This window comes from Arthrobacter sp. Y3221048 (genome assembly GCF_059092685.1).
Map to the genome: position 1 here is coordinate 445,013 of NZ_JBNHHX010000002.1, position 20,048 is coordinate 465,060.

Consider the following 20,048-nt stretch of genomic DNA (forward strand, 5'->3'; position numbering starts at 1 on the left):
TCGGCTGGGCGCGCCGGTACGGTCCCGCTAGCGCTTGACGTAAAAGCGCAGGATGTCGCCGCCGGGGAGTTCCACGCGGACCTTGTCCTCGCCGGGCGTGCTGAGGCGGGCTTCGGGATAGGCGGAACGCAGGCTGCTGAGCAGCGCCTGGTACGGATCCGGAGGCGACGCATCCGGTCCGGGCCGGCTTCCCGGTGCCGGGCGGTGGAGCCACGCCCGGAAGCGGCCTCCGCACCGCTGCAGCATGGACTGTACTGGAGCCACCATCGCCATCCTCGCTCGCTTCACTGCCGGCGGCCGGCCGGTCCAATTCCGCGTTTCTGCCCTTTCACCCAGTATGGGAGCCGCCGGCCCTTAATCTGCGAGGCGTTCCGGCAAGTCGCGGAAGCACGTGTGTTGCGCCCTTCATTCCCGGGACCATCGACCACCCGGGACAATGCCGGTCCCGGGGACCGTCCGGCCACACGGGCCATCCCCGGCCCCAACGACTATGCTGAAGCCGAGCCGATGGCCGGCCGCGTCCACCCGTGCCCCCGATCCGTTTCGGGGCGCTTCAGGTCACAAGCAGAAGGAGGCAGGGCACCCGCATGGCCAGACCGCAGAATCCGCAGCGCAAGCCGCAGCTGCTCGAGGACATCCTGGCCTACCTGCAGGACAAGAACCTGGCGGACCTGTCCTTCCGCCCGCTGGCCGAAGCCCTGGGCATCAGCAGCTACATGCTGGTCTATCACTTCGGACACCGGGAACAGCTGCTTGAGGAGATTGTGCAACGGGTAGAGGCCGATCTCTCCGCGCCGTCGCCGGAGCAGTTAACCGACCTGGCGGTTCCGGAACTGCGGCAGCTGCTTCTCCAGGTGTGGGAGCACTCGCAGACCCCGCACAGCCGCGCCCTGCAGCGCCTGGGGTTCGAAGCGGCCATCCAGCAGGCGGCCGCCAGGCACACCACCCATTCGGCTCCGCCCCTGCGGCCGCCCGGTTTTGTCCGGTGGCGCGACGCCGCCACCGGGTGGCTCCGAGCCCGCGGGACTGGGGAGCAGACGGCAGCGGCCGAAGGCACGCTCTTCGCCGCCGGCGTGTGCGGGCTGTGGTTCGGGCAGGTGGTTGCCGACCAGGCCGGAGAGCCGGCAGCGGCGTTCAACCTGCTGCTGGAACGTTTCCTGGCGGCCGCAGCCTGAGAAGTCCCCACGGCGCCGCACTGGCGTCCTGCTAAGGCACCGTGCTGCGGTGCCGTGCCGAGGCGCCGTGCAGACTCCGTCTCAGGCGGACGGGGCGCTCCGCCGTCGTGATTCGGGAGAGGCTCGCATACTCTGGGGGAGTGACGAACGATATACCGCTGAATGAAGAACAGACCCGACGCGTGGTTGCCCTCGCCATGGACCTGGCCCGCGAGGGCAAGACCGGCGAGCTGGTGGAGTTCCTCGACCACGGGCTGCCCGTGGATGCGCTGGATTCCGACCACAACACCCTGCTGATGCTGGCCGCCTACCACGGGCAGGAAGAGACCGTGGGCATGCTGCTGGAACGCGGGGCCAACCCCGATATCCGCAACGTGCGCGACCAGTCGCCGATCGCCGGCGCCCTGTTCAAGGGCGAGGACGCCGTGGTGTCCAGGCTGCTGGCGGCCGGGGCGGACCTGGATGCCGGCACTCCGAGCGCGCGCGATGCCGCCAAAATGTTTGGCCGGGAGCACCTCCTGGAGAAGTAGGGCCCGCAACAAAGAACTGCCCGGGACCGGCCAATGAGGCGGTCCCGGGCAGCTTCATGCCGTCGGGTGAGACTGGGGTGTTACGCCGAGTCGGTGTTCACGTCGACCGGGGAGATCTTGCCCGCCTGCAGGGCCTCGATGGCCTTGCGCACGCCTTCGCCGTAGGCCGGGTCGGCCTTGGTGCAGTTGGCGATGTGGCGTTCGATGGTCGCCTGGGAAGCGCCGTCGATGGCACGTGCGGTGTTCTCGAAGAGCACCTGCCGCTGCTCGGCGGTCATCTTCTCGCGGAAGAGGATGCCGGGCTGCTCGTAGTAGTTGTCGTCGTCCTCGCGGAAGTTGAACCGGTCGGCGACGGCGCCCACGGCCTGGGCCGGGTCGCGGTAGGCCGGCTGTTCCTGCCAGCGGCCGTAGCCGTTCGGATTGATGCCCGGGGTTGCGCCCTGGTTGCCGTCAACGCGCATGGCGCCGTCACGGTGGAAGGAGTTGACCAGCCCGGCACCGCGCGGGTAGTTCACCGGGATCTGGTGGTGGTTGACGCCCAGGCGGTAGCGCTGCGCGTCGCCGTAGGAGAACAGGCGTCCCTGCAGCATGCGGTCCGGCGAGAAGCTGATGCCGGGAACCACGTTGGCCGGGGTGAAGGCGGCCTGCTCGACGTCGGCGAAGTAGTTCTCCGGGTTGCGGTTCAGCTCCCACTCGCCAACCTCGATCAGCGGGTAGTCCTTCTTGGACCAGACCTTGGTCAGGTCGAACGGGTGGTACTTGTAGGTCTCCGCGTCAGCCTCGGGCATGATCTGGACCATCAGCTTCCACTTCGGGAAGTCGCCGCGGTCGATCGACTCAAGCAGGTCGCGCTGGTGCGACTCGCGGTCCTCGCCGACCAGCGCTGCGGCCTCGGCGTCGGTGAGGTTCTTGATGCCCTGCTGCGTGCGGTGGTGGAACTTCACCCAGTAGCGCTCGCCGGCGTCGTTGATGAAGCTGTAGGTGTGCGAGCCGAAGCCGTGCATGTGGCGGTAGGACGCCGGGATGCCGCGGTCGGACATGACGATGGTGACCTGGTGCAGGGCCTCCGGCAGGTTGGTCCAGAAGTCCCAGTTGTTCTCCGCGCTGCGCAGGTTGGTGCGCGGATCACGCTTCACTGCGTGGTTCAGGTCCGGAAACTTCAGCGGGTCGCGGAAGAAGAACACCGGGGTGTTGTTGCCAACCAGGTCCCAGTTGCCCTCTTCGGTGTAGAACTTGACCGAGAAGCCGCGGATGTCACGCTCGGCGTCGGCCGCGCCACGCTCGCCGGCGACGGTGGAGAAGCGGGCGAACAGCTCGGTCTTCTTGCCGACCTCGGAGAAGATCTTGGCCTTGGTGTACTTGGTGATGTCGTTGGTCACCGTGAACGTGCCGAAAGCACCGGAGCCCTTGGCGTGCATGCGGCGCTCGGGGATGACCTCGCGGTCGAAGTGGGCCATCTTCTCCAGGAACCACACGTCCTGCAGCAGCATCGGTCCGCGGGGACCCGCGGTCAGGCTGTCCTGGTTATCGGCTACGGGCGCGCCCGCAACGGTTGTCAACGGCATGGTGTTATCAGCCATCTAGTTATCGCTCCTTGTCGGATCTTCCAATTGAAGGTCTTTCGTGGCAGTGCAGGCGGGGCAGGTACCCCAAAAGGTGACCTCGGCTTCGTCGATCGCGAAACCGTGGTTGTCGGCCGCCGTCAGGCACGGTGCCTCGCCCACGGTGCAGTCGACGTCGGCAATATTGCCGCACGACCGGCACACCACGTGGTGGTGGTTGTCGCCAACCCGGGCCTCATAGCGCGCCGGGGACCCCGAGGGCTCGATCCGGCGCAGCAGCCGGGCGTCCGTCAGCGCCGCAAGCACGTCGTAGACGGCCTGCTTGGAGACGCCGCCCAGTTCGTCCCGCACCACACCGGTGATGGTGTCGGCGTCGGCATGCGGGTGCGCGCGGACTGCTTCCAGCACCGCCGCCCGCGGACGGGTTACGCGCAGCGACGCCTCGCGCAACAAGTCCTCCGGATCCCTCATCTCGGCCATGAAACGATTCTCTCACCTTTTTTGGACTGAGTCCAGAAAATGATCTGGACTCGGTCCAGACAGCACGACGGCGGTGCCCGCCGCCAGCGGGTACCCCGCCCGCCGCCCGCTGCCACCCGCCGCCCCCTGCTGCCCGCCGCCCCGCCGCCAGCGAGTACCTCGCCCGTCGCCCGCCGCCAGCGGGTACGTCGCCATACCCGCCCGGCGCCCGTCCAGCGGCTACGTCGCCCCGCGTGGCGTGCCGGGGCGCCACGCCGACTGCCGAGGCCCCACCCGCCCGAGAAAGGTGCTGCGGGCAACTAGAATCTCCGCCATGCCCAAGTTGTTCGCCGATACGGCGCCGCTCAAGGAGAGCCCGGATTTCCGCCGGTTGTGGATCGGGACGTCGCTCTCCGCGATCGGTGCACAACTGACGGCAGTGGCGGTCAGCCTGGAGGTCTACCAGCTCACCGGGTCGACCCTGGCCGTGGGCGGCGTCGGCGTCGTCGGGCTGATCCCGCTGGTGCTGGCCGGACTCTATGGCGGTTCCGTGGTGGATGCGTACGACCGCCGCAAGGTGGCGCTCTATTCCGGCCTGGTGTTGTGGGCTTGCACTGCCGTGTTCGCTCTGCAGGCGTGGTTCCGGTTGGAACAGGTGTGGCTGCTGTACCTGGTGATCGCGGTGCATTCGGCCGCGGCCGGGCTCAACCAGCCGGCCCGCAGCGCCATCGTGCCGCGGCTGGTCCGGCGCGAGATGCTGCCGGCGGCCAATGCCCTGACCATGATGACGTTCGGACTGGGCATGACCATCGGTCCGCTGGCGGCCGGGGTGCTGGTGGCCGGGGTCGGCTTCGGCTGGACCTACACCCTGGACGTCCTCACGTTCACCGCGGCCATCTGGGCGGTGGTCAAGCTGCCGCCGATCCCGCCGGAAGGCGACGTCCGGAAGGCCGGCCTGCGGTCGGTGGCCGAAGGCTTCCGGTTCCTGCGCACGCGTCCCAACATCCGCATGACGTTCCTGGTGGACATGGCCGCGATGGTCCTGGCCCAGCCGCGCGCCCTGATGCCCGCCATCGGTGCGGTCATCATCGGCGGCGGCGAGGCGACGGCAGGCATCTTGCTGGCCGCGGTCGCTGCCGGGTCGTTCATCGCGGCCGTGCTGTCGGGGCCGCTGGGAGGCGTCCGCCGTCAGGGCCTGGCGGTGCTGTGGTGCGTGGTGGCGTGGGGGATCGCCGTCGCAGGGTTCGGCGCCGTCGTCGTCATGGCAGGGCGTACAAACGCCGCGGCCGCCGGAGACGTGAGCGGATGGCTCCTGCCCGCGGCTCTCTGCCTCGCCGCTGCTGGTGCGGCCGATACAGTGAGTGGCGTCTTCCGCAACACCATCCTGCAGTCGGCGACGCCGGACGCCATGCGCGGTCGGCTGCAGGGAATCTTCATAGTGGTGGTGGCCGGCGGCCCGCGGCTCGGCGATGCCGTCGCCGGCGGTGGCGGCCAATGGCTGGGCGAAGGTTTTGCCGCGCTCGCCGGCGGTGTCGCCTGTGTGTGCGCCGTCGGGCTGCTGCACAGGTTCCAGCCGCGGTTCTCCCGCTACAACGACAGGCACCCCGAGCCCTAGGGGCTGCCGTGAGGAGGCTGGGAGCCTGCCGGGAGCCGGGGTGGGAGCCCGCCGGGAGGCGCCCCCGCCGCCGCCTCCTGCCGTTCGGGTCCGTCCAAACCGGGCCGCGGAACATGGCGCCGGACTCCGGCGTTGGAATAAGTGAGCGGTGGATACACTGACATACGGAGCTCCGCGCCTGGACCGGCACGGAGCGGATCGGCGCGGGAGAGGACTCATACGCGGTGCACAACCACTTCAATGGACTGAAAACGGCCGGCCTGCTCGGCGGACTCTTCGCCCTCCTGCTGGCAATCGGCGCGCTGTTGGCCAGCGGGACCGGCAGCGCCAACTGGATCTGGATCATGGCCCTGATCGGCGTGGGCACAACCGCCTACAGCTACTGGAACAGCGACAAGCTCGCCATCCGCAGCATGCAGGCCTACCCCGTGACCGAAGCCGACCAGCCGGGCATGTACCGGATCGTTCGTGAACTGTCCGCGCGGGCCAACCAGCCGATGCCCCGGCTCTACGTGTCCCCGACGATGGCCCCCAACGCCTTCGCCACCGGCCGCAATCCCCAGAACTCGGCCGTCTGCTGCACCGAGGGCATCCTGCGCCTGCTGGATGAGCGCGAACTGCGCGGTGTGCTGGGCCACGAACTGATGCACGTCTACAACCGCGACATCCTGACCTCCTCCGTCGCCGCCGCGGTGGCGGGCGTGATCACCTCGGTCGCGCAGTTCCTGCTGTTCTTTGGCGGCCGCGACCGCAACGCCAACCCGCTTGCGTTGATCGCCATGTCGCTGCTGGCCCCGATTGCGGCCATGTTGATCCAGATGGCAGTCAGCCGCACCCGCGAATACGACGCGGACGAGGACGGCGCCTCGCTGACCAACGATCCGCTGGCCCTGGCGTCGGCGCTTCGCAAACTGCAGTACGGCACGCAGCAGGCGCCGCTGCCGCAGGACCAGAAGCTGGTCAACACCAGCCACCTCATGATTGCCAACCCGTTCAAGGGCGGCGGCGCGAAGAAGCTGTTCAGCACCCACCCTCCGATGGACGACCGTGTGGCGCGGCTGGAACGGATGGCCGGACGCCCGCTGGGCTACTGAGGCCGGCATGCGGCTGCTGCTGATCCGGCACGGGCAGACCCACTCCAACGTCCGCGGGCTGCTGGACACGGGTGCCCCCGGGGCTGAGCTGACCGACCTGGGACACGCACAGGCACGGGCGCTGCCGAAGGCCCTCGACGGCGAGCCGATCGACGCCCTGCTCGCATCCACCCTCGTGCGCACGCAGCTCACGGCGTCCCCGCTGGCTGCCGCCCGAAAGCTTGAGACGGACGTGCGCGACGGGCTGCGCGAGATCTCGGCCGGCGAGCTGGAAATGCGCGGCGACCGGGATTCCATCATTGCCTACATGACCACGGTCTTCGCCTGGGCGGCGGGAGACCTGGAGCGCCGGATGCCCGGCGGCCCGGACGGCCACGAAACCTTCGGGCGCTTCGATGCCGTTATCGAAGAAGCCCGAACCTCCGGCATCGGCACCCTGGCGGTGGTCAGCCACGGCGCCATGATCCGCAGCTGGGCCGGCGCGCGCGCGTTCAACCTGACGGTCCCCTTCGTGGCCCGGAACCAGTTGAGCAACACCGGGGTGGTCGTGCTCGACGGCGGTCCCGACGGTTGGGAGGCGCTCACCTGGATGGGCCAGGCCGTTGGCGGACCCGAACTGGCCGACCCGCTCACCGACGGTCCCACCGCCGATCCGATCAGCCCCGGGAGCGTCCCCTCCGACTCCCGGGACTGACGAGCAAAAAACCGCGAGGACCCGCAGCGGCCGACCGCCCATGTCACACATGTGCCCGCGGCGGTGTCCTATCTCTGTAACCACACAACAGAGGGAGTTCGCGGTGACCGCACAGCATCGGATCGTCATCATTGGGGCGGGCTACGCCGGAGTCATGGCCGCAAACCGGCTGGCCGGCAGCAAGGAGCTGACGGGCAGGATCGGCGTGAGCGTCCTCAACCCTTCGGCCGGCTTCGTGGAGCGGATACGGCTGCACGAGGTCGCGGCGGGCGGCCGGGAATCGGCCTCCGTTCCCATGGAATCGCTGCTGCACCCGGATGCCACCCTGGTGGTCGGCCGGGCTTCCCGGATCGATCCTCGGATGCGCACCGTCCACTTCGACGACGGCCGGCCCGCGCTGGACTATGACTTCCTGGTCTACGCTCCCGGCAGCACCAGCCAGCCCGCACCTTCGGGATCCGGCGGCTACACGCTGCAGGACGCCCGGTCCGCCGAGCGGCTGCGGCGCGCATTGAAGCAGCTGGCTCCGGGCGCCGTCGTCACCGTTATCGGCGGTGGCCTGACCGGCATCGAGGCAGCTGCCGAAATTGCCGCGGCACTTCCGCGGTTGAAGGTGCGGCTGGTCTCGCGCGGGCAGGTCGGGGCGGACCTGTCCGACGGCGGCCGCCGGGCCTTGCTGGCACAGCTGGCGGACATCGGCGTCGAGGTCATGGACGGCACCGGCGTGGACCGGGTGGACGGGCAGCGCTTGATGCTCTCGGACGGCACAGCCTTGGTTTCGGACTGCACCGTTTGGGCTGCCGGTTTCACGGCTTCCACCCTCGCAGAAGCCAGCGGCCTGGCCACCGATGCCCACGGCAGGCTGCTCGTAGACTCGACGCTGTCCTGCCCCGGCTATCCGGAGATTGTCGGTGCCGGAGACGCCGTTCGCGCGCAGGCCACGGTTGCCTCGCACCTGCGGATGGGGTGTGCGGTAGCCCTGCCGATGGGCGCCCATGCCGCTGAGAACGTGATCGCCCAAATCCGGCAGCGGGCCCCTCAGGAGTTGTCCGTCGGGTTTTTGGTGCGTTGCATCAGTCTGGGCCGGCGGTCCGGGCTGGTCCAGCCGGTGCATGCGGACGACACCCCGCGACGTTTTGCCCTGAGCCGCAGGGGAGGGGCGTTCGTCAAGGAACAAGTGTGCCGCATGACGCTGTCGTGGATCCGGGGCGAACTGCGACGCAGCGGTTCATACAGCTGGCCCCGCGGCCCGCGCAGGGCCGCGGCACAGTAACGGCTGCACCGTCCGAACGGGGTTTCAAGGGGAGGGCGCGCTACTCGGTATTCCGGCGCTTTACCGGTGCGTGCGGGGGCAATTACCTGCTCTGCGCGGGGCAATTACCGGTTTGTCTTCAGCACACCACTCGAACTCCTCGGATCCGCCTCGATTTCGTTGCCCGCGGTTTAGTCGGCCTGTTAGTGTCACCGGATCCGCGCCGGCGCGGGGTTCGTTTGGGGGAAGAGAGTTCATCATGCGTTTTTCGTCATTGGTGGCCGCGACGGCGTTGGGGCTCGTCGTCGCATTGGCACCAGCCGGTCCGGCGCTCGCCGGTCCCGCCGAACGGCAGGCCAACTGCGCAGCGCTGGGCGGAACGCTCAGCGGCAACGGCAATAATCAGATCTGCACTGTGACAACTGTCGTCGTCGGCCCTGATGTTCCATCAGGAACCCCGACCACCACGTTCAGCGCGGACCGCCCCGTGGGCGATCCGGTCACCGTGGACACGTCGCTTCCAGCCCGCCAGCCGGATCCCACGGTGACAACCGAGGAACGCAATGTCGGCGATGCGACTGTCGTAAGGACCGAGCGCGCCGGCACCCCGGTGGTGACCGAGGAAGAGCGCAATGCCGGCGAGGCTGTCAGCGAGGATGTCGTCGTTCCCGGCACGCCAACGTCGACAACCCGGACGGAGCGGGGCACGCCGACGAGCACCGAGACGCCCACGACCACCAACTGCCGCAGGGTAAACAACGAGCGGGCAGCAAAGCCCGTGGAGCGATGCGAGCGGGCCGTCCTGACCACGACGACGACGCCCACAACGATCGTCACCACGACGACCACCCCGCAGGAACGGGTCACCACGACGACCCAGCCGCGGGAAACGCTGATCACCACGACGACGCCGTTCACCGAGGTCTTCACCAGCACCCAGCAGCGTGAAATGTGCACCACGACGACCTACCAGACGGTGATCGCCACGGCGACGACGCAGCAGACGGAGCGCACGGCGACCACCTCGCAGCCGACTACGCGGACGACCACCACGACGACCACCACGTTCAACTTCCCCCGCGGCACCGACGTTCCCACCCCTACAGGCGCACCGGTGGTGACGCAGTCAACGGCTCCGGGGACTCCGGTGGTGACCGAAGCAGTGGTTCCAGGCACGCCGATCGTGACGACCGGGACCCGGCCCGGCGATGAGGAATCGGACACCGAGTGCGCGCCGATCGCCCCGGTGGTAACGGTCACCGAAGGTGAAACGCGGCAGGAAGTCACGACGGCGACCGTGCCCGCAGAGCCGATTGTCACGGTGGCCCGTGAGGACATCGAGCCGCTTGTCGTCGAGACCGAAGCCCCGGGAGCGCCGATCGTGACGACCGACGTCCGAAGCACTGGGCAGACCTGCTACAACAACCCCTCTAACGCAGAGCAGCGGGGCAACCGCTGCTCAGCGTAGCCCCGGACCGGCTTCACTGACGCTGCCGCCTTCCCTCCGGGAGGGCGGCAGTCGTCATGCGGTGGTGCCGAAGCCGGACGGCTACTTTAGGCGGCTAGAGTCCGTGCACCAGGAGGTTCCGGTGCGGTTGCAGCCAGCCCTTGGCCAGCGCTGTTTTCGCGTCATATCCATCGGCGATCAGCTTGGCCTTGATTCCGGAGGCTTCGAGTCCAAGTAGGCCCGTATTCTCGAGTCGGCCGCACCCGGCGGCGTGAACACCGAATGCCGGGTTATCCATGATTAAGCACATTTCGCGGGGGTCGGGGGTGTCCATCAAGGCGGCGTAGAACGCGTAGCCGTCCTTTTCCGTCAGGAAACGTACGCTGTCCGGGACTACGCCCAAATGTTCCAAGCGCTCCGCCGGTATGTCGTCCTCGGTACTGGACGGGGCTGACAGTGCCGACACCCGGGGAGCCTGGTGGCTGGTGCAGCCTGCCAGCGCCAGCAGTACCGCGGCTGCAGCGCTCAGTTTGGTCAGCGTGTGCATCGTCTCCCCGTCTCTGCCGTAACAACGTTTGCCTCACGCTAGCCGGGAAACGATAAGCATAGGAGGAAATGAACATTGCGAAGCAGTAACTAAAGCTAACAACACAAACCGGATTTCACCGGTGTCGGGAGCCTCATGCCAAGGAAGGAACAATGGGCGGAATTGAGGAACTTATGGCTGAGTCCAACGACCGTTGGACTCGGGCGGCCAAGAGAGCCCAGGGGTTGGCGGACAACGGACTGGGCGCCGCCGTGAAGGTCTACTACACGCGATTCTGGCTAATGGGCTTGATCGTCCTGGTCGCGGTTGGTTCCGTGGCGGCGGCTCTGGCATTTGGGGCTTCTTATAGCGACTGGCCATCGTACCTAACGTTTGGCTTCATGCTCGCGGGGCTAGGCACCTTGATCGGAGGTCTGATCTTCAACTCAAAGAAGGTCGTACCGGCAGCCGAATATGGAAACGTCGACGTGACCCTTTCGCTGACGAGCGAGGAACGAAAGCAAGTCCGCCGGCAGGTAGCAGGAAAGGCGGCAGTCGTTCCGGAGCATCTCACGGTAACGCGCGGCGCGGCTGTGCAGATGCGAAAGGCTCTTGCGACGCAGCTGTTGATAATGCCGTTCTACCCTTTGGTTTTTATTGCTCAAGCTATCAACGATGCCGGACGGAATGATCCATTCGGCTGGCTCTTTGCAGGCATGGTATTCCTCTTGCTGATCGGGAGCCTATTTCTCATAAGAGATTTCCGCCGCTCGGGTCAATTCCTCGCACGCACTGCTGATCAGCCTTGGGGGGTGCGATAGCGGGAACCTCATACGGCTCTTGCCTAACCAATTCGAGGACGTGGGCATAGTTTTGTTCGAGGTGGACTCCGGAAGGGTCTCCAGCTTCCGCGCATCAGGAAGCCTGAGGCTGCCATGGCCATTCCGTCAACAGGGGAAGTCGCTGCGGTGCGGGTGGCGGCAGGGCCGATGATAAGACAAGGACCGCAGCCGCTGGTGTTATGGCTGCGGTCCTTGGCACTCCTACGGACCCTCTGCGGACTAACGACTAGTAATCATGCTCTGACTAAGCGTTATGTCCCGGGCTACCGGTAGTTGATGAACTGCAGGTCGACGTCCAGGTCGGAGCCCTTGAGCAGCGAAATGACTTCCTGCAGGTCGTCCCGGGACTTCGAGGTGACGCGGAGTTCGTCACCTTGGATCTGGGCCTTCACTCCCTTGGGGCCTTCGTCGCGGATGATTTTCGAGATCTTCTTGGCCTGGTCCTGGGCGATGCCCTCCTTGACGCCGGCCTCGATCCGGTACTCCTTGCCCGAAGCGAACGGCTCGCCGGCGTCCAGCGACTTCAACGAAATGCCGCGCTTGACCAGCTTCGACTGAAGCACGTCCAGAACAGCCTTGACCCGTTCCTCGGAGTTGGCCTTCATCAGGATTTTCTCGCCACTGAAATCAACCTCGGCGCCGACTCCCTTGAAGTCATAGCGCTGTGCGATTTCCTTCTGCGCCTGGTTCAACGCGTTGGCGACTTCCTGCTTGTCCACCTTGCTGACGATGTCGAACGAAGAATCGCTGGCCATGGTTCCTCCTGGGTCGGGGCGTATGTGTCTTGGCACCAGCCTACTGAATCGCACCCGAACGCGCGGCTTTCCCAGCTGGGACGCAGGTTCCGTCCATCGTTCCTTCATCCCGATCCGCGAGAATCACAAAGCCGTATCAATCACCAATCTTCAGGAGAAGCACGCATGGGAGCACGCCCGCGGTACATAGTCACGTCGATGAGGGTTGCCGCGGGTTCGGTCCTGACCGTAACGGCCGTCGCCACCGTGGTTGTGATGGGCTCCGCGCCGGCCTCGGCGGGCACTGCCTCCCTGGCGTCCGTCCAGGCGCCCGCCGCGGCGGCCGGCGCGGCTTCTTTGCTCCGTCGGGACACCCAAGAGCTGGGGCGCGAACTTCGGCAAGACGTCACGAGCGGAACCCTCTTCGAGGGCGCCGGCGGCTATGGCCCCACCGGCGGTGGCGGGTCGGCAGGCTTGGGCGGACCCTCCGGCGCCGCGGGCGAGGCGTCCGGTTCCGGGCGGGCCGCCCGGTTGGACGGCATCCGCCGCGAGATGGATCAGGCGGTACGGCTGCAGTTGGTCACCGCGGAGCAGGCAGAGCGGTTCGTCGGGCAGATGCAGGAGCGGATTTCCCGGGGTTTGTAGGCCCTGCGGGGCCCGATTCGATTCTTGGGCCGATCTTTGTGTAAAGTTGTCTTGCTTCCTCACGGGGAAGCGGTCTTCTTCTGAAGAAGGCGTTCGGCAGATTACCCGAGCGGCCAAAGGGGGCTGACTGTAAATCAGCTGGCATTGCCTACGGGGGTTCGAATCCCTCATCTGCCACCGAACGGGAAACCCCGTCTGACCAGGTGAATTACTGGTGGGACGGGGTTTTTCCATACCTGCCGGCCATGCCGGCCGCCGCTGGTTCACTCCCCGGCACAGGGTCGGGGACCGGCGTCGATAGACTTGACCGCGGATGTGACCGGCGGCGACCAGCTGCCACGACGAGGAGTTCTCTTGCGACAATTCACCGCCCGCTTCGCGACGCCGGAGGAAATCGAGGCATGGGACAGCCATATCACGGCCAATCCCAACGGCGGCAACATGCTGCAAGCCAAGGCCTACGCCCTGGTCAAGGCGGACCACGGGTGGAAGCCGCTGTACCTCGCGTATGAGACAGAGGACTACACCAGCTACAACCTGGTGCTGGAAAAGCAGGTCCCGCTGCTGGGCAAATACTGGTACATGATCAAGGGCCCGGACGTTGCCTCGCCCGAGGACCTGCCCGGCATCTTCGAGGCCAACCGTAACTTCTGCCGGGAGCATGCACGCGGCGTCTTCGCGATCCGGATCGAGCCGGACGTCGAGGCTACCGACGGCACGCGCGCGCTGCTGGCGGGCGAAGGCCTGGTCAAAATGCCAGACCTGCAGCCGAACGACCACACCGCGATCGTCGACATCTCCCCGGAGCCGGACGTCGTCCTCAAGAGCTTCTCGTCGCGCGGGCGCAACGCCGTACGCCGCGCCATCCGCGAGGGCGCCGAAGTGGTGACGGCCGAACCGACGGAAGAGAACTTCAGGGCGATGTTCAACCTGATGGGGCAGGTGCAGCAGGGCCAGAAGAACGTACAGGTCCGCTCCTTTGAGTACTTCAAGGCGTTCTGGGGCAACTTCATTGCCGCGGGGCAGGGCCGGCTGCTGTTCACCTACGAAGACGGCAAGCCGTCGGTGGGCGCTTTCGTGGTCAACTACGGACGCAAGGGCACCTACAAAGACGGCGGATCGCTGCCGCGCCGCAAGCAGTACGGGGACTCCCACCTGATTCAGTGGACGGCCATGAACCAGCTCAAGGAGCTGGGCATTACTACTTACGACCTGTGCGGAACTCCGCCGTCGTCCGAACTCAAAAACACCGAACACGAGTACTACGGGCTGGGCCTGTTCAAGACCAGCTTCACCAAGACCATCACCGATTTCGTCGGCTGCTATGACCAGGTGATCTCCCCGTTGAAGTACAAGCTGTGGTCCGCTGCCGGAGAGAAGATTGCCCGCGGCCTCTACGTGCGCCGCCGCCACCAGCCCTTCTACTGAGCGGCGCCGTCGGCCTCGGCGGATGCCCCGGGCATAGGCCCGGGCAGCCCGTGCTCAGGCCGCTTCGGCCAGCGGCAGCGGGTGGATGTCCCAGAGGAAGCAGTACGTTTTCCGGCCGGAATTGTGCATGACGTTGTAGTACAGCCACTGCCAGGCCGTTGCGTCGTTATGGTCCGCCGGAGCGGGCGGGCAGTCGGCCGGCGTGTACCACTTTCCATCGCTCCAGATGCAGTGCAGGTCGCCCACATAGGTGGCCGCCGGGCCGGCGCCGGGCCTGCCGTGCGGCAGACCGATCCTGTCCTTCAGCGAGGCGCCCTCACCCACGGCGTACAGCTCGTTCCGTGACGGGTCATGGGCAAACGGCAGATGCTCCTGAAGCTCGTCCATCACGGCGATGCTCTTGGAAATGGCGGCGTCCAGTTCCAGTCCGTCGGTGACAATCAGCACGGTGCAGCGGTTCATGGCATTTCCTCCGGTCGCAGTCTCTGGTGGGATCGACCTTAGGGATCCGGCCACCGCAGCCGGTAGCCCCGGCAGCGGATTGTGGATAACGGTCCGGGCGGAAGCTCATGCGCTGAGCGAACAGGGGCGACAGGCCGCAACCTGGCGCGTTAGCGTGGAGGTATGGCAACCATCGATCTCACCGAGGCCCAGTTTCCGCAAACCATCGAAGAAAACGACATTGTGTTCGTTGACTTCTGGGCCGACTGGTGCGGCCCGTGCAAGCAGTTTGCCCCCGTCTACGATGCCGCGTCCGAGGAACACGGCGACATCGTCTTCGCCAAGGTGGACACCGAAGCCGAGCAGGGCCTGGCCGCCGCGGCCGGCATCACCTCGATTCCGACCCTCATGGCATTCCGCGAAAAGGTGCTGGTGTTCTCCCAGCCCGGCGCCCTGAACTCCAGCCAGTTCGGGCAGTTGGTGGACGCAGTCAAGGGCCTGGACATGCAGGAAGTCCACGCCCAGGTGGCTGCCCAGCAGCAGGCGGCGCAGGACGGCCAGGCTTCCGAATAACCGCACGGCGGTCAGGACTCCTGGGGGAGCGGGGCGCATGCCCTGCTCCCTCGGTCTTTAAGCTGAAAGTCGCTTTTCGGCGTTAGTGCCGGCGGTGGTCCTGCGGCGCCAGCCGCGGTCCGAACGCGGGCTTGCGGAAACCGCTCAGCACCAGCATCCGCACCACCCGCTGGCGGTGGCCCCTCCACGGTTCCAGGAGCTCGAGCATGCCGGCGTCGTCCGTCTTGCGGCCGGTGAGGGCGTAGCCGACGAACGCAGGCAGATGGAAGTCGCCCACCGACACCGAGTCCGGGTCCCCGTGCGTGCGCTGCGCGGTCTCGGCCGCGGTCCACGGGCCAATCCCCGGAACGGTGCACAGCCGGCCGGCCAGTTCTTCGCCGGCCGGCAACGACGCCAGCCGTTCCAGGGCACCGGCCGAGGAACAGGCCCGCATGATGGTGGCCGAGCGCTTCGAGTCCACCCCCGCCCGGTGCCAGTCCCAGGACGGGATGCGCCGCCACCCCTGCGCCGTCGGCGGGACCATGAGCCCGCTCGGTGCGGGCCCCGGGGCCGGCGTCCCGTGCCGGCGGACGAGGTATTTGTAGGAGTAGCGCGCCTCGATCGTGGTGATCTTCTGCTCCAGGATCACCGGCACCAGCGCATCAATCATCCGCCCGGTTGCCGGCAGCCGCAGCCCGGGATGCCGCCGGCGCGGCTCACGCACCAGGCGGGGCAGGCCCGCGTGGAAATCCGGGGTGTCAAACCCCGACCAGTCATCGTCCGCCCCCAGCAGCGCGGGGAGCCCGGCGAGTGCTTCCTCGGCACCCGGCCCCCACGCCTGTCCCATGACGACGGCGGTGCCCCGGCTGCCGTCGTGCCCTCCCGCACCGTGGGTGAGGCGCAGGGTAGCCGCGCCGGCGGAGGTGTTCAGCGTCAGCCAGGCACCGGCGTCGTCAATCCGGGCGGTGGGATCCTGCGTGCCGCGGGACAGGATGGACAGCGTTCCGCGCAGGTCATACGGCTCCGGAAACTCCACCAGTGCAGTGAGCCCGGTGCCGGGCGCGGTGGCGGTGGACAGCATGGATTAATCGTCCCACGCGCTCCGGACAGTTCCTTCCCCCTGGACCGGTTCATGCAAGGCGCGCGTCGCTCAGGCGCGGGCCACGGCAGCCGCACGCGGGCCCGGGCATGAACCCGTCTTACGCCGGATGTGCCCCCGGATACGCTGGCGGGTAGATTTGGGCCCATGAAATATGCCAATTCTGTTCTGGACCTGATCGGCAACACCCCGTTGGTCAAGCTGAACAAAGTGACCGAAGGTCTTGCCGCCACCGTTCTGGCGAAGGTGGAGTATTTCAACCCGGGCGGTTCGATCAAGGACCGCATCGCGGTGAAGATGATCGAAGAAGCCGAGAAGGACGGGCGGCTGAAGCCCGGCGGCACGGTCATCGAACCCACCAGCGGCAACACCGGGGTGGGTTTGGCCCTGGTGGCCCAGCAGAAGGGCTACAAGTCCATCTTCGTGACCCCGGACAAGGTGGGCCTGGAAAAGCGCGACGTGCTCAAGGCCTACGGCGCGGACGTCGTCGTCACCCCGACCTCCGTGGCCCCGGACAGCCCGGAGTCCTACTACGGCGTCTCCGACCGGCTGGTGACCGAGGTGGACGGCGGCTTCAAGCCGGACCAGTTCAACAACCCGGCGGCGCCGGCCAGCCATTACGAGTCGACCGGCCCGGAGATCTGGCGCGACACGGACGGCCGGGTCACCCATGTGGTGATCGGCGCCGGCACCGGCGGAACCATCACGGGAACCGGCCGCTACCTGAAGGAAATTTCCGCCGACCGCCCCGGCGGTCCCGTGAAAATCATCGGCGCCGACCCTGAGGGCTCGGTCTATTCCGGTGGCAGCGGACGGCCGTACTTCGTCGAGGGCGTCGGCGAGGACATGTGGCCGGACAACTACGACAAGTCGGTTCCGGACGAGGTGCTGGCCGTCAACGACGCCGAGGCATTCGCGATGACCCGGCGGCTGGCCCAGGAGGAGGGACTGCTGGTCGGCGGTTCCTCCGGCATGGCCGTGGTGGCCGCGCTGAAGGTGGCCGAAGGGCTGGGGCCGGACGACATCGTGGTCGTGATCCTGCCCGACTCCGGCCGCGGCTACCTGGGCAAGATCTTCAACGACGACTGGATGAAGTCCTACGGCTTTATCGCCGGCGCGGACGAAGCGACCGTGGGCGAGGTACTGCGGGGCAAGAGCGGCGTGCTGCCGGACCTGGTCCACACCCATCCCTACGAGACGGTGCGCGACGTCATCGGGATCATGAACGAGTTCGGCGTCTCGACCCTGCCCGTGCTCTCCCAGGAGCCGCCGGTGGTCATGGGCGAGGTGGTCGGAGCCGTGAACGAACGCGAACTGACGGCCAAGCTGTTCAAGAACGAGGCGAAGCTGACAGACAAGGTCGGCGACCACCTGGGTGCGGCGATGCCGCTGGTCGGTGCGCTGGAGCCGGTTTCTGCCGCCCGCGAGAAGCTGCAGGCGGTCGACGGCGTGCTGGTGACGCTGGCCGGTGCCCCGGTGGGCGTGCTGACCCGCCACGACCTGCTGTCCTACCTGACGAGCTGAAGGAGAGAAGAATGAGCGCAGAGAACAACCAGGGGTTTAACACCCGCGCCGTGCATGCCGGCCAGATGCCGGACCAGGCCACCGGCGCGGTGGTGCCCGCGATCTACCAGTCTTCGACCTACGCCCAGGACGGCATCGGCGGGCTGCGGAACGGCTACGAGTACGGCCGCGGCACCAACCCGACCCGGGACTCGCTGCAGGTGCAGTTGGCGGCGGTGGAAGGCGGCAAGCACGCCTTCTCCTTCGCCTCCGGGCTGGCCGCCGAGGATGCGCTGATTCGTGCCCTGCTCTCCCCGGGCGACCACATCGTGCTGGGCAACGACGCCTATGGCGGGACCTACCGGCTGATCAGCCGCGTGCTCGGTGCCTGGGGGATCGGCCACACCGTGGTGGACATGTCCGACGAGTCGGCCGTGGCCGCCGCGGTCAGCGAGCACAAGGCCCGGTTCCTCTGGGTGGAAACCCCCTCCAACCCGATGATGAAGGTCACCGACATTGCCGCGCTGGCCGAGCTGGCCCACGCCGCCGGCGCGCTGCTGGTCGTGGACAACACCTTCGCCTCTCCGTACCTGCAGAACCCGCTGGCCTTCGGCGCCGACGTCGTGGTGCATTCGACCACCAAGTACATCGGCGGACATTCGGACGTGATCGGGGGCGCCGTGGTGCTCAACGACGACGCGCTCGCCGAGAAGGTCGGTTTCGTGCAGTTCGCGGTGGGTGCGGTCTCCGCCCCGCTGGACGCTTTCCTGACCACCCGCGGCCTGAAGACGCTGGGCGTGCGGATGGACCGGCACTCGGCCAATGCCCAGGCCGTGGCCGAATGGCTGCAGGGCAGGGCCGAAGTCGAGGCCGTCTACTACCCGGGCCTGCCCGAGCACCCCGGCCACGAGCTGGCCAAGAAACAGATGCGCGGCTTCGGCGGCATGGTCTCCGTTTCGTTCACAGGCGGCGAGGCGGCGGCCCGCAAGGTGGCCGAGTCCACCGAGGTGTTCACGCTGGCGGAATCGCTCGGCGGCATCGAGTCGCTGGTCAACTACCCGTCGGAGATGACCCATGCCTCGGTGAAAGGCACCGAATTGGCGGTGCCGGAGAACCTGATCCGGCTGTCGGTGGGCATCGAGGACATCGACGACTTGATCGCGGACCTGGAAAAGGCGTTCGGCCAGCTCTAGGCGCGCAAGAGGCGGCGGTACCGGCAGGCCGGGCCGCCGCCTCTGGCGCGTCCGGGGCCGGAAGAGAATACTGTGTCCATGGATGCGAACAAGCAGTACCCTCCGGCCAGCGTTGTCGCCGGTCTGCAGTCGCGCAGGGCGCACGAACTGATCGAGTTCCTGACCGAAACCATGGGATTCACCGAGCACGCACGGTTCGAGGAACACGGCCTGGTGGTGCACGCCGAGCTGCTCTGGCCCGAAGGCGGCATGGTGATGGTTTCCAGCCACGCGGAGGGGACCCTGTGGGCCAGGGAACCCGGCTCGGCCCAGCTTAACGTCTACACCCGGGACCCGGACGGCGCGTACGCGCGCATGAAGGCAGCCGGGGCGTCGATCATCCGGGACCTGCAGGACACCGACTACGGCGACCGCGGCTTCGGCATCAACGACCCGGACGGAAATCTCTGGGCCATCGGAAAATACCGCGGCCAACCGCTGCCGGCCGACGGGGCCAAGGAACAGGACATCAGCTACGAGGGGCACGCCTGAGCAAGTATCCGGCCGAACATATGATTGCCCCATGAATTCCGGATCCCTGCTGGCCCTCTGTCGGCTGCACGCCCTGAAGCCCGATGCCAGCAAGGTGGGAATCACCGGGATCGATAAGCGCCCGGTGGACGAACGGGTGCCGGTCCACCCGACGGGGCTGCGCGCCGATGTCCAGGCGGACCGCAAAAACCACGGCGGAGAGCTCAAGGCCCTCTACGCCTATGCCCAGGAAGATGCCGACGCGTGGTCGGCCGAGCTCGGGCGCGACATCCCGCCGGGGCTGTTCGGCGAAAACCTGCGGACCACGGGCCTGGAAGTCAGCGGCGCGCTGGTGGGGGAGCGGTGGCAGGTCGGCCCCGACGTCGTCGTCGAAGTGACGATGCCGCGGATACCCTGCGCCACCTTCGCCCGCCACATGGGCGAGCCCCAGTGGGTCAAGCGCTTCCGGCGCAAGGGGCTGCCCGGTGCCTATCTCAAGGTCGTCACCCCCGGCTCCCTCGCCGCCGGTGACAGCATCCGCGTCCTTTTCCGCCCCGCGCACGGCGTCAGCGTGGCGGCATCATCGCTGGGGCTCAGCCCTGAGCAGGCGCAGGCGCTGCGGGCTTCCGAGGCAACCGGCGAGATTTCGCTGCACGGCAACGTCGGCAAAGCAGTCCGGAGGGTGCTGGACCGGGGCCGCGTCCACGCCTGAGGACAGCGACTGTACCCCTCGCGGCCGGGGTTGTC

The 20,048-nt window shown here is 67.2% G+C and carries 22 protein-coding genes and 1 tRNA gene; 16 read left to right on the forward strand and 7 right to left on the reverse strand.

Annotated elements, in window-relative coordinates; translation table 11 throughout:
* Positions 1 to 27: 27 nt before the first annotated feature.
* Positions 28 to 267 carry a hypothetical protein gene (locus tag AC5RVS_RS06700; protein WP_493989439.1) on the reverse strand — a complete coding sequence of 80 codons (240 nt, stop codon included), beginning with the start codon at positions 265 to 267 and terminating at the stop codon, positions 28 to 30.
* A gap of 320 nt (positions 268 to 587) precedes the next feature.
* Between AC5RVS_RS06700 and AC5RVS_RS06705 the strand changes: the two genes are divergently transcribed.
* Both AC5RVS_RS06705 and AC5RVS_RS06710 read left to right on the forward strand, forming a co-directional pair.
* A complete protein-coding gene (locus AC5RVS_RS06705; protein ID WP_493989438.1) occupies positions 588 to 1,175 on the forward strand; it encodes a TetR/AcrR family transcriptional regulator in 588 nt (195 codons plus the stop codon).
* Positions 1,176 to 1,372: 197 nt separating this feature from the next.
* Entirely contained in the window at positions 1,373 to 1,705 is a 333-nt protein-coding gene (locus AC5RVS_RS06710) for an ankyrin repeat domain-containing protein (protein ID WP_493989642.1), read from the forward strand.
* 80 nt (positions 1,706 to 1,785) lie between these two features.
* Here the strand turns inward: AC5RVS_RS06710 and AC5RVS_RS06715 are convergent, their stop codons facing one another.
* On the reverse strand, positions 1,786 to 3,285 hold the full coding sequence (locus tag AC5RVS_RS06715; RefSeq protein ID WP_493989437.1) for a catalase: 1,500 nt from the start codon (positions 3,283 to 3,285) through the stop codon (positions 1,786 to 1,788).
* On the reverse strand, positions 3,286 to 3,747 hold the full coding sequence (locus AC5RVS_RS06720) for a Fur family transcriptional regulator (RefSeq protein ID WP_494107595.1): 462 nt from the start codon (positions 3,745 to 3,747) through the stop codon (positions 3,286 to 3,288). It abuts the gene before it with no gap.
* 313 nt (positions 3,748 to 4,060) lie between these two features.
* Between AC5RVS_RS06720 and AC5RVS_RS06725 the strand changes: the two genes are divergently transcribed.
* The 5 genes from AC5RVS_RS06725 (at position 4,061) to AC5RVS_RS06745 (ending at position 9,849) form a co-directional block, all read left to right on the forward strand.
* A complete protein-coding gene (locus AC5RVS_RS06725) occupies positions 4,061 to 5,341 on the forward strand; it encodes an MFS transporter (RefSeq protein ID WP_494107596.1) in 1,281 nt (426 codons plus the stop codon).
* A gap of 224 nt (positions 5,342 to 5,565) precedes the next feature.
* The gene (htpX, locus tag AC5RVS_RS06730; protein WP_493989434.1) at positions 5,566 to 6,435 is read left to right on the forward strand and encodes a zinc metalloprotease HtpX; all 870 of its coding nucleotides are present in this window, start codon (positions 5,566 to 5,568) and stop codon (positions 6,433 to 6,435) included.
* 7 nt (positions 6,436 to 6,442) lie between these two features.
* Entirely contained in the window at positions 6,443 to 7,129 is a 687-nt protein-coding gene (locus AC5RVS_RS06735; protein ID WP_494107597.1) for a histidine phosphatase family protein, read from the forward strand.
* 103 nt (positions 7,130 to 7,232) lie between these two features.
* The gene (locus AC5RVS_RS06740; protein ID WP_494107598.1) at positions 7,233 to 8,402 is read left to right on the forward strand and encodes an NAD(P)/FAD-dependent oxidoreductase; all 1,170 of its coding nucleotides are present in this window, start codon (positions 7,233 to 7,235) and stop codon (positions 8,400 to 8,402) included.
* Between the two features lie 238 nt (positions 8,403 to 8,640).
* On the forward strand, positions 8,641 to 9,849 hold the full coding sequence (locus AC5RVS_RS06745) for a hypothetical protein (RefSeq protein ID WP_494107599.1): 1,209 nt from the start codon (positions 8,641 to 8,643) through the stop codon (positions 9,847 to 9,849).
* Between the two features lie 94 nt (positions 9,850 to 9,943).
* Here AC5RVS_RS06745 and AC5RVS_RS06750 read toward each other — a convergent pair whose 3' ends face one another.
* The gene (locus AC5RVS_RS06750) at positions 9,944 to 10,375 is read right to left on the reverse strand and encodes a hypothetical protein (RefSeq protein ID WP_494107600.1); all 432 of its coding nucleotides are present in this window, start codon (positions 10,373 to 10,375) and stop codon (positions 9,944 to 9,946) included.
* Positions 10,376 to 10,527: 152 nt separating this feature from the next.
* Here AC5RVS_RS06750 and AC5RVS_RS06755 point away from each other — a divergent pair, with 152 nt between their 5' ends.
* Entirely contained in the window at positions 10,528 to 11,175 is a 648-nt protein-coding gene (locus AC5RVS_RS06755) for a hypothetical protein (protein WP_494107601.1), read from the forward strand.
* A 284-nt stretch (positions 11,176 to 11,459) separates the two neighbouring features.
* On the opposite strand, the gene AC5RVS_RS06760 is transcribed toward AC5RVS_RS06755, so the two are convergent.
* Positions 11,460 to 11,951, reverse strand: coding sequence for a YajQ family cyclic di-GMP-binding protein (locus AC5RVS_RS06760; protein WP_494000553.1), 492 nt, complete (start codon positions 11,949 to 11,951; stop codon positions 11,460 to 11,462).
* 165 nt (positions 11,952 to 12,116) lie between these two features.
* On the opposite strand from AC5RVS_RS06760, the gene AC5RVS_RS06765 reads away from it, so the two are divergent.
* From AC5RVS_RS06765 to AC5RVS_RS06775, 3 genes are all read left to right on the forward strand, one after another.
* On the forward strand, positions 12,117 to 12,575 hold the full coding sequence (locus tag AC5RVS_RS06765) for a hypothetical protein (protein WP_494107602.1): 459 nt from the start codon (positions 12,117 to 12,119) through the stop codon (positions 12,573 to 12,575).
* Positions 12,576 to 12,670: 95 nt separating this feature from the next.
* Positions 12,671 to 12,752, forward strand: a tRNA-Tyr gene (locus tag AC5RVS_RS06770).
* A gap of 177 nt (positions 12,753 to 12,929) precedes the next feature.
* On the forward strand, positions 12,930 to 14,003 hold the full coding sequence (locus AC5RVS_RS06775; RefSeq protein ID WP_494107603.1) for a lipid II:glycine glycyltransferase FemX: 1,074 nt from the start codon (positions 12,930 to 12,932) through the stop codon (positions 14,001 to 14,003).
* A 54-nt stretch (positions 14,004 to 14,057) separates the two neighbouring features.
* On the opposite strand, the gene AC5RVS_RS06780 is transcribed toward AC5RVS_RS06775, so the two are convergent.
* Complete coding sequence (locus AC5RVS_RS06780; protein ID WP_494107604.1) at positions 14,058 to 14,465, reverse strand: hypothetical protein; 408 nt, start codon at positions 14,463 to 14,465, stop codon at positions 14,058 to 14,060.
* Positions 14,466 to 14,627: 162 nt separating this feature from the next.
* On the opposite strand from AC5RVS_RS06780, the gene AC5RVS_RS06785 reads away from it, so the two are divergent.
* Positions 14,628 to 15,017, forward strand: coding sequence for a thioredoxin family protein (locus AC5RVS_RS06785; protein WP_493989424.1), 390 nt, complete (start codon positions 14,628 to 14,630; stop codon positions 15,015 to 15,017).
* A gap of 82 nt (positions 15,018 to 15,099) precedes the next feature.
* Here AC5RVS_RS06785 and AC5RVS_RS06790 read toward each other — a convergent pair whose 3' ends face one another.
* Positions 15,100 to 16,077 carry a DNA-3-methyladenine glycosylase family protein gene (locus tag AC5RVS_RS06790; RefSeq protein ID WP_494107605.1) on the reverse strand — a complete coding sequence of 326 codons (978 nt, stop codon included), beginning with the start codon at positions 16,075 to 16,077 and terminating at the stop codon, positions 15,100 to 15,102.
* A gap of 165 nt (positions 16,078 to 16,242) precedes the next feature.
* On the opposite strand from AC5RVS_RS06790, the gene AC5RVS_RS06795 reads away from it, so the two are divergent.
* The 4 genes from AC5RVS_RS06795 to AC5RVS_RS06810 all read left to right on the forward strand — a co-directional run bounded on the left by AC5RVS_RS06795 (position 16,243) and on the right by AC5RVS_RS06810 (position 20,013).
* Positions 16,243 to 17,619, forward strand: coding sequence for a cystathionine beta-synthase (locus AC5RVS_RS06795; RefSeq protein WP_494107606.1), 1,377 nt, complete (start codon positions 16,243 to 16,245; stop codon positions 17,617 to 17,619).
* A gap of 11 nt (positions 17,620 to 17,630) precedes the next feature.
* Positions 17,631 to 18,791, forward strand: a complete 1,161-nt coding sequence (locus AC5RVS_RS06800) for a cystathionine gamma-synthase (RefSeq protein ID WP_494107607.1) — start codon at positions 17,631 to 17,633, stop codon at positions 18,789 to 18,791.
* 78 nt (positions 18,792 to 18,869) lie between these two features.
* Positions 18,870 to 19,322 (forward strand): VOC family protein, encoded by a 453-nt coding sequence (locus AC5RVS_RS06805; protein ID WP_493989420.1) that lies wholly within the window; start codon positions 18,870 to 18,872, stop codon positions 19,320 to 19,322.
* 31 nt (positions 19,323 to 19,353) lie between these two features.
* Positions 19,354 to 20,013, forward strand: a complete 660-nt coding sequence (locus AC5RVS_RS06810; RefSeq protein ID WP_493989419.1) for an MOSC domain-containing protein — start codon at positions 19,354 to 19,356, stop codon at positions 20,011 to 20,013.
* Positions 20,014 to 20,048 lie beyond the last annotated feature (35 nt).